This window comes from Streptosporangium sp. G11 (assembly GCF_051192615.1).
GTDB lineage: Bacteria > Actinomycetota > Actinomycetes > Streptosporangiales > Streptosporangiaceae > Streptosporangium.
The window spans coordinates 101,827-115,746 of record NZ_JBPJUQ010000015.1 but is presented as its reverse complement, the minus strand read 5'-3'; the positions used below and the strand labels follow the sequence as shown (position 1 = coordinate 115,746).

Sequence of the window (13,920 nt, the reverse complement as noted above, 5' to 3'; positions counted from 1 at the left end):
CAGGATGATGCCCTATCCGCCCGCTGCTCATAAAGTAAGACCATGCCTCGTTTCCGCGCGATCCTGGACACGATGCCCGCCTACCGGGCGGGCAAGGCCGTGGTGTCCGCCGACGGCCGGTCCTACAAGCTCTCCTCGAACGAATCCCCCTACGAGCCGCTGCCCTCGGTCGTCGAGGCGGTCGCCAGGGCCGCGACCCAGATGCACCGCTATCCCGATCCGGCGGCAACGAAGCTGACCGAGGCGATCGCCGAGAGACACGATGTCCCCGCCGAGCACGTCGCGCTCGGCGCGGGCTCGGTGACGGTGGCCCAGCAGCTCTTCGAGACCGTGAGCGAGCCGGGCGCCGAAGTGATCTACGCGTGGCGGTCCTTCGAGGCGTACCCGCTCCTGGCCGACCTGGCCGGGGCGGCCTCGGTGCGGGTCCCGCTCCTGGGTGAGACGCACCACCTGGAGGCCATGGCCGACGCGATCACCCCGCACACCCGCATGATCTTCGTCTGCAACCCGAACAACCCCACCGGCACGGTCGTCCACGCGGCCGAGCTGGAGGCCTTCCTCGACCGGGTGCCGGAGAACGTGCTCGTCGTGCTCGACGAGGCCTACCGCGAGTACGTCAGGGACGCCGGGGTCACCGACGGGCTCACCGTCTACCGCGACCGGCCGAACGTGGCCGTGTTGCGCACCTTCTCCAAGGCGTACGGCCTGGCCGGGCTCCGGGTGGGTTACATGATCGCCACCGAGCCCGTGGCGTCCGCCGTCCGCAAGACGATCGTGCCGTTCGCGGTCAACCACCTCGCTCAGGCCGCCGCGATCGCCTCGCTGGCCGCCGAGGACGAACTGATGGAGCGGGTCGACGCCGTGGTCAAGGAGCGTGACCGGGTCCGCGAGGCGCTGATCGCGCAGGGCTGGGAGGTGCCGGTGAGCGAGGCCAACTTCGTCTGGCTCCGGCTGGGGGAGCGCACGCTCGAATTCGCCGAGTCGTGCGCGACCGAGGGCGTCGCGGTGCGGCCCTTCGCCGGGGAGGGCGCCCGCGTCTCCGTCGGCGACCCCGAGGCCAACGACATCTTCCTGACCGCCGCGGCGGCCTTCTGGAGCGCCTGACCCGCCTGCCCGGCCGCGACCCGCCTGCCCGACCGCGATCCACCCGCTTGGCCGCGACCCGCCTGCCTCGCCGGACTCGCCGCTGATCTCCCGTGGCGGCGGTCCGGGCGCCGGCCGGGCTCTCGCCGACGCCGGACCCGATGCCGGACCCGCTCCCCGGAACCCGCTCCCGATGCCGGACCCGCTCCCGGAACCCGCGGGGGCCCCGCGCCGGGGCCCGGCCTACACGGTCGCGGGTTCCGGCTCCGGCACGGGCTCCGGCTTGCCGCGCCGTTCGGTGGAGACCACCAGGGCCACGCCGATGACGATCACCACACCGGCCGCGATCATCGCGCCGGTCACCGCCTCGCTCAGCACGAGGGCGCCCAGCACGACCGCCACGACCGGGTTGACGTAGGCGTAGGTGGAGATCAGGGAGATCGGCGCGTTGCCCAGCAGCCACACGTACGCGGTGAAGGCCACCAGCGACCCGATCATGATCAGGTAGGCCAGCGCGATCCACGACCGCGCGGAGACGGCGGCGACGTCGAGGCGCTCGCCCATCACGGCGGCGGTCAGGGCGAGCCCGAGGCCGCCCGCCGCCATCTCGACGGCGCTCGCGGAGAAGGGGTTCGCGGGCATCGGGATGCGGGAGGCCAGGAACGAGCCGGCCGCCCACGACAGCGACGCCAGCAGGATGATCACGACTCCGGAGCCGTCGGCCGCGTTGCTCCCGCCGCTCAGCGACAGCACCGCCACGCCGCCGAACCCGATGAGCACCCCCACGAGCGTCAGTACCCGCGGCCGGTCCCTGAACGCGATCCTGAAGATGACCAGCCAGAGCGGCGTCGAGGCCACCAGCAGCGCCGCCAGGCCGCTGGAGATGTGCTGCTCGGCCACGGCGACCATGCCGTTGCCGCCGTTCAGCAGCAGCAGGCCGACCAGGGCCGCCCCGCCCGCCTCCTTCGCGGTCATCCGGAAGGCGCCCCGGCCCTTCAGCAAGCGCACCGCGACGCCCAGGACGAGCGCGGCCGTGACGAAACGGACAGCCCCGCTGAGCAGCGGCGGGATCGTCTCGATCGTGATCATGATCGCCAGGTACGTGGAACCCCACACCACGTACACGATCGCCAGCGCACCCCAGACGATGAGCGGCCTGCGGCTGTCAGTACTGTCTTGACGCATAGCTCATGACAATAGCGGCTGAAACCGACATTATGCTCGCGGGTTTCGGACCCTGAGATCCGGCGCGGCAGGCCGTGGCCCGGCGGATTCCGTGACACCGCCCCCGGCGGATCGCACGCCGGGGGATCGCGGCCCGGGGGTCCTCGCCGTACCGGGACGGGGGGGACCGTAATGACCGGGCCGGAATGAACAGGCTGCTGTGAACAGGCCGAAATAAACAGGCCGGAATGAACAAACCACGGTGAACACGCCGCCAGGAACAGGCCGTGGTGAACACGCCGCGGTGAACACGCGGCGACGAGCCGGCCGCGCCCCGGCAGGCCACGCCACGCCGGGATCGGCGTGCCGTGACCTGGGAGGTTCCGCCGCCCGGGTGCGGCGGAAGCCTCCAGGTCGGTAGAGGCGTCGGCGGAGGGCTCAGCGGGTGCCGAGCTTCTCCACGATCAGCCGGTACAGCTGCCGGGGGCGCCCCGGCTGCGGCGTCCGGTTCGGCGGAAGCGGCCACGCGAGTCCCTCGTCTACCAGCGTGCGCAGCAACCGCCGTGCCGTACGCGGGGTGACACCGAGCATCTTGCCGGCGCCCTCCGCGTCCACCACCGTGTCCCCACCCTCCAATTTGGCCGCCAATCGGGCCAGGACCTCCACGCCCTTCGGCTTCAGCGGTCCGGCGCCCTGTGGGGGCATCCTGGGGGCCGGGATGAGCGCTCTGCCCTCGCGGTCGACCGCGAAGCCCTGAGCCTGCTTGCCCGCCTGGGTGCGCGCCAGCGCGGCCCTGGCGTGCGACTCGGCGTCGTGGGTCGTACGGCCCATGCCGACGCCCACCTCGACCGCCAGGCCCAGCTCGTCGCGGACCCGCGCCGCGAACGGCAGGACCCGGAAGCCCTCGGTGGCCGCGGCCACCGAGCCACGGGTCGCGGTGACCATGTAGCTGTGGTCGTCGACCGCGGTGACCGACGCGTTGATCCGGTTGGCCTCCTGCACCAGCAACCGGTGCAGGGACAGCCGGAGCTCGTCGCGCCAGTAGCGCGGCGCGGCCCGGCGAACCGGCTCGCGCAGCGTGGGCACCTCCACCAGGACCACGGTGAGCTGCGACTCCTCCAGCCGGTGGTGCGCGCCCAGCAGGGCCGCCGTGTGCAGCGCCGTGCGCACCGCGGCGGAGGTGGGGCGGATCCTGACCACGGGCACCCCTGCCGTCTGAAGGCGGTCGGCGACCGCGGGCAGGCAGGTGAGCGCCCCGCTCGTGCTGCCCTGGCGGGCGAGGCGTTCATGGAAGGCCGCGATCGTACCGGTGGCGCCCGGTTCGTCGCGGCTCTGCACGTCCCCTGAGGGGAGACTCAGATCGTTGTACGCCTCCTCGACCTCTGCTCTGCTCAGGACGTCGATGCTGACCCTGCGTGGGTCTATCCGTTCGTCCAGCGCGGCCCTCGCCAGCGCGGCGATCAGCGCGGCGCCGCCGAGCTGGACATACGTCGCGGGCATCGTCAGCACCCCCGATCGCCGGGCCAGATCGTAGGGAACCGGGCTGGCGAACAGACACGCGTCCACCCCGGCTCCCAATCGGGTTACCTTGTCTGCGGCCTCCTGCTCGTCGCGGTACGCCGCCGCCACAAGGCGGCAGGGCAATGGGGCAGCCGCATGCCCCATCAACATCACCCGTTCGACGAGGTCATGGGGGCCCACCACACCGATAGTGAGGTCCGGTGTCATGGCACCCGGGCGTGACACTCGTGGCGCTTCTTCGGCCCGCTCGACCAATGTTCGTCCCATCATGCCGTCCGTTTGTTTTCGGCTCTCTTTTGGAACGATCGCTCGCGAGGGCCGTAATGTCACGCCCGATTTGCGGCCAATTCCGGAAGCCACTTCCGGGTTAAAGCCATGACTGGCACCGTTTACACAGGTCAGAGCGGTTTTTGAGTGTCTCAAACCCGCTGATTATGATGCTGAAATCTCTCGTCGCACGTCGGCTCCCAGGGCCTGCATACGCTCGGCCAGATAAGAGTGCCCGCGGTCGATGAGATATCCCGATCCGATCACGGTCTCCCCCTCGGCGGCCAGACCCGCGAGCACGAGCGCGATTCCCGAACGCAGATCGTGAGCGGTCACCTCTGTACCGGTGAGCGGAGTAGCGCCGCGAACGACGGCACTGTTCTCTTTCACTTCAATATCGGCGCCCATCTTGTTCAGTTCTGAGGCCAGAGCGAAACGCCCATCGAAGATGCGTTCATGAATGTAACTGGCACCGTCGGCGAGACAGGCGACCGTCATGATCGGCGACTGCAGGTCCGTGGCGAAGCCGGGGTAGGTGTCGGTGATCACGTTGATCGGGCGCAGCGGGCGGTCCCTGCGCACGTGGAGCACCGCGCCGTGGTCGGCGAACTCCACCCCCATCTGCTCAAGCTTGTAGCGGACCACGCCGAGGTGGTCCAGGTCGGCGCCGACCAGGTTGACCTCGCCGCCGGTGATGGCGGCGGCCATGGCGAACACGCCCGCGTCGAGGCGGTCCGGCATCACGGTGTGCTCGACGGCCTGGAGCTCCTCCACGCCCTCCACGGTGATGAACCCCGTGCCGCCGCCGCTGATCTTCGCGCCCATCCGGGTCAGCATGTCGATCACGTCGAGGACCTCGGGCTCCAGCGCCGCGTTCTCGATCACGGTGGTGCCGCGCCCGAGGGCGGCCGCCATGATCAGGTTTTCGGTGCCGGTGTGCGAGGGGGTGTCCAGGTACAGGGTGGCGCCGGTGAGGCCCGCCGACTTGACGTGGATGACCGAGTCGCCCTCGTCCACGATCGCGCCCAGGCGCTTGTAGCCCAGGTAGTGGAAGTCGAGGTTGCGGCTGCCCAGGTTGCAGCCGCCCACGCCCTCGATGATCGCCTCACCGAGGCGGTGCAGCAGGGCGGGCACGAACAGCACCGAGCCGCGGAAGCGGCGGGCGATCTCGGCGGGCAGGACCGGGCTGCTGAGCGTCGAGGCGTCGATCACCAGTGTGCGCTCGGCCTCGTGGAGCTCGACCGTGGCGCCGACCGTCTGGGCCAGCTCGACCGCGCGGCGGACATCCTCGATGATGGGGACGTTGCGCAGGACCGTACGGCCCTTGGACGCCAGCAGCGCCGCGCCGATCATGGGCAGCACGGCGTTTTTGGCACCCTGGATGAAGGCGGTTCCACGAAGTGGGTTGCCACCGCGCACGCGGTAACGGACCATGCGTCATGCTCCTTGAAGAGGTTTAAGTGATTCGTGTGGCGCGGGGCGGCAGCCGAGGTTTATCCGGCCAACAGTAGCCGTTAGATGCCCCTGAAACGGCCACTTCAGGAGGGGAACTACCCCTCGGATGGCCGATAATCATCGGCCTCCACGGCGACGGGCGACGGCGGCCCGCCCACCCGGCCCCCCGTCCCGTCCGGCCCGTGTTCTCCGGTGTCTTCGCGCCCCCTCGACCATGTGTCCCGGCACCGCCCGCGACCGGGTCGTGCGGAAGATCATCTCATGACCGTCCGGCCGTGAAACGGGGAGGTGGCGTCAGGGGCGCCCGGTCCGATCAAGCCTCGCGGCGCCGCCGTGCGGTCCCGGTCTTGTGCGGCGCCGCCGTGCGGTCCCGGTCTCGTGTGCCACCGCCGTACGGCCCCGCCCTCGCGCCACCGCCGCCGTCGTACGGCTCCGGGGGTCATCTCCCCTTCGCGCTCCCCGCGGCTGTGAGCGGCGAGGCGGCCGTCAGGAGGCTGTCGGCCCGCTGGTCCACGAAGCGGGTGACGACCTGCTGCCCGTACCCGAACGCCATCGCCCAGACCAGGATCGCGGCCTGCGAGCCGAGCCCCGAGAAGCCGGGCACGAAGCCCGAGTTCAGGATCAGCAGCCCGAGCACGGAGGTGGCCACCCCGGCGGGCGCCTTGAGAAGGTTCTGGACGACCGCCAGCGAGTAGCGGGTGGACAGCTCCGATCGGGTCGACAGCGAGGCCGCGGTGGCCAGCGCCGCCCCCAGCATGCCGATCAGGGCCACGAGCGGGACGTCGCCGTGACCGGGCTGCAGGCCGCCCGTCGGGCAGATCTGGGCGGGCATCAGCCCCTGGGCGCGGATCACCGACTGGTTGCCGCACATCGGGATGGCGTTCGGCCAGATCGCGCCGATGACCACCACGCCCAGCACGATCAGGGTCAGCATGGCCACCCCGCCGAGCAGCAGGTTGCGGAAGCTGCGGACCCGCCCGGTCTCCATCGCCTGCGCGGTGTACGCGGCCCGCAGGACCGACTGCATCAGCGGCCTGTCGTTCTCGCCCAGGTCCCCCACGGCGAGCCTGGCCTGGAGATGGACCAGCCGGGGGTCGTCGCCGGGCAGGTAGGCACGGCCGATCGCCGCCACCTCGGGGCCCCGCCCGCACAGCTCGGCCGTCGGCAGCACGCCGTACAGCATCACGGTCGCGCTGTTGACGTTGGACCAGGCGCCCTCGATGGCCTGGCCGGTCAGCCAGCGCCGCACGCCGTGCCTGCTGCGCGCGTATGTCTCCGCGCGGGCCAGGTGCGTGCCGATGCCCTCGCCCATCGAGACCAGCTGGCCCGCCCCGTCGCGCATCGTCAGGGCCCGCTCGGCGTCGGCCCTGATCTCCTCGCTCCGGGTGGCCACGTACACCCGCCAGGTGCCGGGCCAGCGCAGGACGCCGGTGTCGCCGATCCGCTCGGGGGGCATCGCGGGGTCAAGCGACATCGTTCCTCCGGGGGGAGCGGCCTGGGACGGCGGGCGTCGACTGCCCCAGGCTTACCGCGACATGCCGATCGGGCGCTACGCCTCCGCGGAAAACCGGGGTTCAGGCGCCGCGGCCCGCGATGTCGGTGCGGTGGTGCGAGCCGCGCATCCGGATGCGCTCCACGGCCTCGTAGGCCGCCGCCCGCGCCGCGGGGACGTCGGGCCCCGTACCGACCACGCTGAGCACCCGGCCCCCGTTGGAGACGATCCGGTCGCCGTCGAGGGCGGTGCCGGAGTGCAGCACGTAGGCGTCCTCGACGGGGTCGGACAGGCCCTCGATGACGTCGCCCCTCACCGGCTCCGCGGGATAGTTCTCCGCGGCGATCACCACGGTCACCGCGGCGCCGTCGCGGTAGGAGAGCGGCCCGAACCGGTCGAGCGTCCCGTTCGCGCAGGCGAGCAGCAGGGCCGCCAGGGGCGTCTCCAGCCGGTCGAGCACGACCTGGGTCTCCGGGTCGCCGAACCTCGCGTTGAACTCGATCACCTTCGGGCCCTTGGACGTGAGGGCCAGCCCCACGTACAGAACCCCCGTGTACGGGGTGCCGCGCCTGGCCAGCTCGGTCACGGTCGGCATGACGGTCTCGGCCATCACCTGGTCGGCGAGGTCGTCCGGCGCCCACGGCAGCGGCGTGTAGGCGCCCATCCCGCCGGTGTTGGGGCCCTGGTCGTCGTCGTAGGCGCGCTTGTGGTCCTGCGCGGGCTGGAGCGGCACGGCGGTGGAGCCGTCGCAGAGCGCGAACAGCGACACCTCGGGGCCGTCGAGGAACTCCTCGATGACGACCCGCCCGCAGGCGGCGGCGTGCCGGAGCGCCTCGTCGCGGTCGCCGGTGACCACCACACCCTTGCCCGCGGCCAGGCCGTCGTCCTTGACCACGTACGGCGTGCCGAACTCGTCGAGCGCGGCGGCGACCTCCTCGGGCGTGACGCAGGTGTGCGACCGCCCGGTGGGAACGCCCGCCGCGACCATGACGTCCTTGGCGAAGGCCTTGGAGCCCTCGATTCGCGCCGCCTGCCGAGATGGCCCGAAGCAGGGAATCCCGGCCTCCCTGACGGCGTCGGCGACCCCGGCCACCAGGGGGGCCTCGGGGCCGATCACGACCAGGTCCGCCCCGAGTCTCCCGGCCAGCCCGGTGACCGAGGCGGGGTCGGTCGGCGTCACCGGGTGCAGGGTCGCGACCTGCGCGATACCCGCGTTTCCGGGAGCACAGTGAACCTCGGTGACCTGGGGGTCCGCCGCCAGCGACCGGCACAGGGCGTGTTCACGCCCGCCGGATCCAATCACAAGAACGCGCACTTGTCAGAGCCTATCGTCCCCCCGGCACCCTCCTCGGATCCGCGTCCGTGTCCCGGATCCGCAGGCTTGTCCACAACCTGTGGACGGGGCCCGAACGCACGCATGCGAGGAAGGTGCCGTAAAGGCCGTGTGAATTTTGTCTGGTTCTGCATGATCAACAGTTGAACCTGGGAGTAAACTGAGAGACCTCTCCCCGATCGTGTTAACTTTTGGGTGGCTTTGCGTGTCTCTTGCTGATTGGAGGTGGTTCGGGATGTCCTCTGGCGATCCCAGCAGTACGTGCTCGCGCACCCCTGCTGTGCGCACTCTCGACCACCCCATCTCGGTGCCCGACCGGCGCCACACGCATCACCCCCTCCACCGGGGGTGACATCGCATCGCGTGTGGATCCCGCCAGGTTGGGCGGGAAAGGCTCGCCATGCGCTCCTCGCTCCTTTTTCCCCGCATCAAGCACACACGCACGATTCGTGCCGCGCACACGCCCGCCGTCTCGCTCCGTGAGCGGATGACCGGGGTCTGCGTCCCGCCGAGCGACTCGCTCGTCGAGTACGCCGCCTACGTCGGCGGCAAGAAGATCGACGCCCTGGGCATCCCCGACGCCCTGGAGATCGTCCGCGCTCACAACGCGGCCTCCGACGGGGGCAACGCCTTCGTCTGGGTCGGTCTGCACGAGCCCGACGCCCCCGAGGTCGAGTGGCTCGCGGAGGTCTTCGCCCTGCATCCGCTCGCCGTCGAGGACGCCGTCAAGGCTCACCAGCGGCCCAAGGTCGAGCGCTACGGCGACTCGGTGTTCGTGGTCCTGAAGACCGTCGCCTATATCGACCACGACGTGCTGACCGCCACCAGCGAGATCATCGGCACCGGCGAGCTCATGGTGTTCGTCGGCCCCGACTTCGTGGTGACCGTGCGCCACGGCAGGCACTGCCCCCTCTCGGAGGTGCGCCAGCGCCTTGAGGACAAGCCCAAGCTTCTCAACCGGGGGCCCACCGGCGTGCTGCACGCGATCGCCGACCACGTCGTCGACAGGTATCTCAGCGTGGCCGACCGGATGCAGGCCGAGCTCGAGGACGTCGAGGCCATGGTCTTCGCCGACGTCAGCGCCCGCGACATCGGCCGGATCTACAACCTCAAGCGCGAGATGATCGAGATGAAGCGGTCCGTCATGCCGCTCCAGTCGCCGATGTCCACGCTGGCCCAGCGCCGCATGATCCCCTCCGAGATGCGTGAGTACTTCCGCGACGTCGTCGACCACCTGGCCCGCGTCTGCGAGCAGGTCGAGTCGTCCAACGAGCTCTGCAACTCGATACTGCAGGCGGCGCTCGCCCGCTCCAACGCGCTCGCCAACGAGGACATGCGGAAGATCTCCTCGTGGGTCGCCATCATGGCCGTCCCCACGATGATCGCCGGCATCTACGGCATGAACTTCGAGCACATGCCCGAGCTCGACTCCGTCTTCGGCTATCCACTGGTGATCGGCGTGATGGTCGTCGCCTGCACGCTGCTCTATCGCGGCTTCCGCCGCAACGGCTGGATGTGACCCGGGTCCTCGCACCGGCCCTCAGGCGCTCAGGGGGCGCGCGGGGGTGATCGGCCGGGGGACGCGCATGCCCCGCCCGGCCCACAGGGCGATCATCCGGTCGGGATAGTCGGTGACGACCGCGGCCACCCCGAGGTCGAGCAGCTCCTCGGCCCGCCCCGGCTCGTTGACGGTCCACACGGCCAGCGGCAGCTCGGCCTTCTCGGCCAGCCGGGCGAACTCCCGGTCGACCATCACGTGCTCGGGGGAGAGCGTGGTGCCCCCGGCCTCGGCGGCGGCGGCCGGGACGTCGCCGCCGAAGTCCTCCAGGCGGAGGCCGTCGAGCCAGGCGCTGTCCATGGTGGCGCGCTCGATCAGGGCGTACCGCGGGGTCGCGGGGACCAGCGAGCGGGCGATCCGCAGGACGCGCCAGTCGAAGCTGAGGATCGCCGCCCTGCCGAGCCTGCGGTGCCGGTCGAGCTCCGCGACCACCATCTCGGTGAACTCCGCGGGGTCGGCGCTCAGGTCGGGCCTGGTCGGGTCCGACTTCAGCTCCACGTGCACCCGCACCCCGTCGGCGCCGTACGCGTCCACCAGCCCCAGCACGGAGCTCAGGGTCGGCATCCGGGTGTTGGGCACCGGCACCTGCGTCGGGGCGAAACGGTCGCCGGGGTGGCGCGGCACCCGTATCCCGCACTCCAGCGTGCGCAGCTGCGCCAGCGTGAGCGCGCCGACGGGCCGGCCCACGTACGGGAAGGCGGGGTCGTCGCGGAAGGCGGGACGGACGTCGGCGCTGGTCACCGGCGACACGGTGAGATCGTGCGTGAGCACCAGCCGCCGGTCGGCGGTCAGCGCGACGTCGAGCTCAAGCGCGTCGACCCCCAGTTCGAGGGCGTGGGCGAAACCGGGCAGGGTGTTCTCGGGGCGGAGCCCGCGGGCTCCGCGGTGACCGTGAATCTCGGCATGCACACAGGGACCTTATCCACCCCGCGCGCCGATCGTCCGGTACGGCTCGCGCCTCGGCGGTGCCGGGCGCGAGCCTGCCGGCGGAAACTAGAGCATCGAGTGGATCTGGAGCGTCTCGGTGCGGCCGGGGCCGACCCCGACGGCCGAGATCCTGGAGCCGCTCATCTCCTCCAGGGCCTTCACATAGGCCTGCGCGTTGGCGGGCAGGTCCTCGAAGCTCCTGGCACCGGTGATGTCCTCCTTCCAACCGGGGAACTCCTCGTACACCGGCCTGGCGTGGTGGAAGTCGGTCTGGGTCATCGGGATCTCGTCGTGGCGGACGCCGTCGACCTCGTAGGCGACGCAGACGGGGATCGTGTCCAGGCCAGACAGCACGTCCAGCTTGGTGAGGAAGTAATCGGTGACGCCGTTGATCCGGGTGGCGTAGCGGGCGATGACCGCGTCGAACCAGCCGCAGCGGCGGTTGCGCCCGGTGGTCACCCCGTACTCGCCGCCGGTGGTGCGCAGCCACTCGCCCATCTCGTTGTCGAGCTCGGTCGGGAACGGGCCGGCGCCGACACGGGTGGTGTACGCCTTCAGGATGCCGATCACGCCGGTGAGCCGGGTCGGCGGGATGCCGGAACCCGAGCAGGCGCCGCCGCTCGTCGGGGAGGAGGAGGTGACGAACGGGTAGGTGCCGTGGTCGATGTCGAGCAGGTTGCCCTGCCCGCCCTCGAGCAGCACGACCTTGTTCTCGTCCAGCGCCCTGTTGAGGATCAGCGAGGTGTCGGCGATGTGCGGCTTGAGGCGCTCGGCGTAGCCGAGATACTCCTCCAGGACCTTGCCCGCGTCGATCGCCCGGCGGTTGTAGATCTTGGTGAGGATCTGGTTCTTCTCGCCCAGCGCGACCTCGATCTTCTTCTGCAGGATGCCCGGGTCCAGCAGGTCCTGGACCCGCACGCCCATCCGGTAGATCTTGTCGCCGTACGCGGGACCGATGCCGCGCCCGGTCGTGCCGATCTTGGCCTTGCCGAGGTAGCGCTCGGTGACCTTGTCGAGGGCCTTGTGGTGGGGCATGATCAGGTGCGCGTTGGCGGAGATCAGCAGCCGCTCGGAGGAGACTCCGCGGGCCTGGAGCCCGTCCATCTCGCTCAGCAGCACGCCCGGGTCGATGACGACGCCGTTGCCGATCACGGGCACGACGTTCGGGGAGAGCACTCCCGTGGGCAGCAGGTGCAGCGCGTACTTCTGGTCGCCGATGACGACCGTGTGGCCCGCGTTGTTGCCTCCCTGGTATCTGACGACGTAGTCGACCCGGTCTCCAAGCAGGTCGGTCGCCTTACCCTTGCCCTCATCGCCCCACTGGGCACCAACGAGAACGACAGCCGGCATCGTGAGTCTCCCACCACAAAAACGAAAACCCCTGACGCAATCGCGACAGGGGCTCTTGCGTGGAGAGAATACCCGACGGCGTCCGAAATAGGGATCTCCCACCTCGCGAAAGAGGGCGAAGCGGGAGATCCGAGGGGTGAGTCGGAAGCTGATCGGTGGCTCAAAGGGACGGATCAGGGGCGGGACCGGCCGCGGGTCAGCGGTTGGTCAGCTCCTCGGACGCCTCGGCGCTGGAGTCCTTCAGGAACTGGAAGCACCGCTCGGCCTCCTCCTTCTCCCCGATGGTCTGGGCGGCGCGGGCCAGCGCGTGCAGGCAGCGCAGGAACCCCTGGTTGGGAAGGTGCTCCCAGGGGATCGGGCCGTGCCCCTTCCACCCCGCCCTGCGGAGCTGGTCCAGGCCGCGGTGGTAGCCGGTGCGGGCGAAGGCGTACGACGTGACGGCGTGCCCCGCCGCGAAATACTCGTCCGCGAGCACGGCCCAGGCGCCCGGGTACGCGGGGAAACGCGCGGCGACGTCGGATGCTTGGGCCCCGGCTTCCAGTGCCTCCCGGGCCTCCGGCAGGTCCGGAAGGAGGGTGGGCGGCGGGCCGGCGAGGAGGTTCTCGTGCGATTCCATAACGACAGTCCTACCCGGTGGACCCACGTCAGGCCAAGATCGGCCCCCGGAGTCTTTCCGGAAGCCGATCCCGTGATCTCTCCTGTGACCCTTTCGGGACCTTAGGAGATCTTGGTGCCCGCGGACTTCAGGTGCTGGGCGGCCTCGACGATGCGCGCCGCCATCGAGGTCTCGGCGGCCTTGCCGTACGAGCGGGGGTCGTACGCCTTCTTGTTGCCGACGTCACCGTCGACCTTGAGCACGCCGTCGTAGTTCTTGAACATGTGGTCGGCGATCGGGCGGGTGAAGGCGTACTGCGTGTCGGTGTCGATGTTCATCTTCACCACGCCGTAGGAGATGGCCTCGTGGATCTCCTCGAGCAGCGAGCCGGAGCCGCCGTGGAAGACCAGGTCGAACGGCTTCTCCTTGCCGTACTTGGCGCCGACCGCGTCCTGGATCTCCTTGAGCACGCTCGGGCGGAGCTTGACGTGGCCCGGCTTGTAGACGCCGTGCACGTTACCGAAGGTCGCGGCGAGCATGTAGCGGCCCCGCTCGCCCAGGCCCAGGACCTCGGCGGTCGCGAGGGCGTCCTCGGTGGTGGTGTAGAGCTTCTCGTTGATCTCGCCGACGACGCCGTCCTCCTCGCCGCCGACGACGCCGATCTCCACCTCGAGGACGATCCGCGCGCGGGCCGTCTTCTCGATGAGCTCCCTGGCGATCTCCAGGTTCTCGTCCAGCGGCACGGCGGAGCCGTCCCACATGTGCGACTGGAAAAGGGGGTCCTCGCCCCTGGCGACCCGCTCAAGGGAGATGTCGAGCAGCGGGCGTACGAAACCCGCCAGCTTGTCCTTGGGACAGTGGTCGGTGTGCAGGGCGATCGTCACGGGGTAATTGGCCGCGACGACGCGGGCGTACTCCGCCAGCGCCACCGAGCCGGTCACCATGTTCTTGACCGTGGTGCCCGAGAGGAAATCGGCGCCGCCGGTCGACACCTGGACGATGCCGTCGCTCTCCGCCTCGGCGAACCCCCTGAGCGCCGCGTTGAGGGTCTGTGATGAGGTCACGTTGATGGCCGGGTAGGCGAAACCGCCTGTCTTGGCCCGGTCGAGCATCTCGGCGTAGACCTCTGGAGTAGCGATGGGCATCGTGTCATCTCCCTGGAGACGGCTATGAAC

At 70.3% G+C, this 13,920-nt stretch carries 11 protein-coding genes; 2 read left to right on the top strand and 9 right to left on the bottom strand.

Annotated elements, in window-relative coordinates; all coding sequences use genetic code 11:
* Positions 1-42 precede the first annotated feature (42 nt).
* Positions 43-1,104 (top strand): histidinol-phosphate transaminase, encoded by a 1,062-nt coding sequence (hisC, locus tag ACSDR0_RS17410; protein WP_435289857.1) that lies wholly within the window; start codon positions 43-45, stop codon positions 1,102-1,104.
* A 222-nt stretch (positions 1,105-1,326) separates the two neighbouring features.
* Here hisC and ACSDR0_RS17405 read toward each other — a convergent pair whose 3' ends face one another.
* The 5 genes from ACSDR0_RS17405 to purD all read right to left on the bottom strand — a co-directional run bounded on the left by ACSDR0_RS17405 (position 1,327) and on the right by purD (position 8,297).
* Entirely contained in the window at positions 1,327-2,268 is a 942-nt protein-coding gene (locus ACSDR0_RS17405; RefSeq protein WP_435289856.1) for an EamA family transporter, read from the bottom strand.
* Between the two features lie 417 nt (positions 2,269-2,685).
* Positions 2,686-3,975, bottom strand: coding sequence for a GTP cyclohydrolase IIa (locus ACSDR0_RS17400; protein ID WP_435289855.1), 1,290 nt, complete (start codon positions 3,973-3,975; stop codon positions 2,686-2,688).
* A gap of 225 nt (positions 3,976-4,200) precedes the next feature.
* Positions 4,201-5,469, bottom strand: a complete 1,269-nt coding sequence (murA, locus tag ACSDR0_RS17395) for a UDP-N-acetylglucosamine 1-carboxyvinyltransferase (protein WP_435289854.1) — start codon at positions 5,467-5,469, stop codon at positions 4,201-4,203.
* A 460-nt stretch (positions 5,470-5,929) separates the two neighbouring features.
* A complete protein-coding gene (locus ACSDR0_RS17390; RefSeq protein WP_435289853.1) occupies positions 5,930-6,964 on the bottom strand; it encodes a hypothetical protein in 1,035 nt (344 codons plus the stop codon).
* 100 nt (positions 6,965-7,064) lie between these two features.
* Complete coding sequence (purD, locus tag ACSDR0_RS17385; protein WP_435289852.1) at positions 7,065-8,297, bottom strand: phosphoribosylamine--glycine ligase; 1,233 nt, start codon at positions 8,295-8,297, stop codon at positions 7,065-7,067.
* Positions 8,298-8,715: 418 nt separating this feature from the next.
* Between purD and corA the strand changes: the two genes are divergently transcribed.
* Positions 8,716-9,834: a magnesium/cobalt transporter CorA gene (corA, locus tag ACSDR0_RS17380; protein WP_435289851.1), complete on the top strand. Its 1,119-nt coding sequence runs from the start codon at positions 8,716-8,718 to the stop codon at positions 9,832-9,834.
* Positions 9,835-9,855: 21 nt separating this feature from the next.
* Here the strand turns inward: corA and ACSDR0_RS17375 are convergent, their stop codons facing one another.
* From ACSDR0_RS17375 to fbaA, 4 genes are all read right to left on the bottom strand, one after another.
* Positions 9,856-10,782: a glycerophosphodiester phosphodiesterase family protein gene (locus ACSDR0_RS17375; RefSeq protein WP_435289850.1), complete on the bottom strand. Its 927-nt coding sequence runs from the start codon at positions 10,780-10,782 to the stop codon at positions 9,856-9,858.
* Between the two features lie 84 nt (positions 10,783-10,866).
* On the bottom strand, positions 10,867-12,150 hold the full coding sequence (locus tag ACSDR0_RS17370; protein WP_435289849.1) for an adenylosuccinate synthase: 1,284 nt from the start codon (positions 12,148-12,150) through the stop codon (positions 10,867-10,869).
* Positions 12,151-12,346: 196 nt separating this feature from the next.
* Entirely contained in the window at positions 12,347-12,766 is a 420-nt protein-coding gene (locus tag ACSDR0_RS17365; RefSeq protein WP_435289848.1) for a DUF3151 domain-containing protein, read from the bottom strand.
* A gap of 101 nt (positions 12,767-12,867) precedes the next feature.
* A complete protein-coding gene (fbaA, locus tag ACSDR0_RS17360) occupies positions 12,868-13,890 on the bottom strand; it encodes a class II fructose-bisphosphate aldolase (RefSeq protein ID WP_435289847.1) in 1,023 nt (340 codons plus the stop codon).
* Positions 13,891-13,920: the final 30 nt, after the last annotated feature.

Excerpts from the sequence above, each read along its gene's own strand:
- ACSDR0_RS17400 (WP_435289855.1), bottom strand. The coding sequence starts at position 3,975 with ATGACACCGGACCTCACTATCGGTGTGGTGGGCCCCCATGACCTCGTC.
- ACSDR0_RS17405 (WP_435289856.1), bottom strand. The coding sequence starts at position 2,268 with ATGCGTCAAGACAGTACTGACAGCCGCAGGCCGCTCATCGTCTGGGGT.
- hisC (WP_435289857.1), top strand. The coding sequence starts at position 43 with ATGCCTCGTTTCCGCGCGATCCTGGACACGATGCCCGCCTACCGGGCG.
- ACSDR0_RS17370 (WP_435289849.1), bottom strand. The coding sequence starts at position 12,150 with ATGCCGGCTGTCGTTCTCGTTGGTGCCCAGTGGGGCGATGAGGGCAAG.
- corA (WP_435289851.1), top strand. The coding sequence starts at position 8,716 with ATGCGCTCCTCGCTCCTTTTTCCCCGCATCAAGCACACACGCACGATT.
- fbaA (WP_435289847.1), bottom strand. The coding sequence starts at position 13,890 with ATGCCCATCGCTACTCCAGAGGTCTACGCCGAGATGCTCGACCGGGCC.
- ACSDR0_RS17365 (WP_435289848.1), bottom strand. The coding sequence starts at position 12,766 with ATGGAATCGCACGAGAACCTCCTCGCCGGCCCGCCGCCCACCCTCCTT.
- murA (WP_435289854.1), bottom strand. The coding sequence starts at position 5,469 with ATGGTCCGTTACCGCGTGCGCGGTGGCAACCCACTTCGTGGAACCGCC.
- ACSDR0_RS17390 (WP_435289853.1), bottom strand. The coding sequence starts at position 6,964 with ATGTCGCTTGACCCCGCGATGCCCCCCGAGCGGATCGGCGACACCGGC.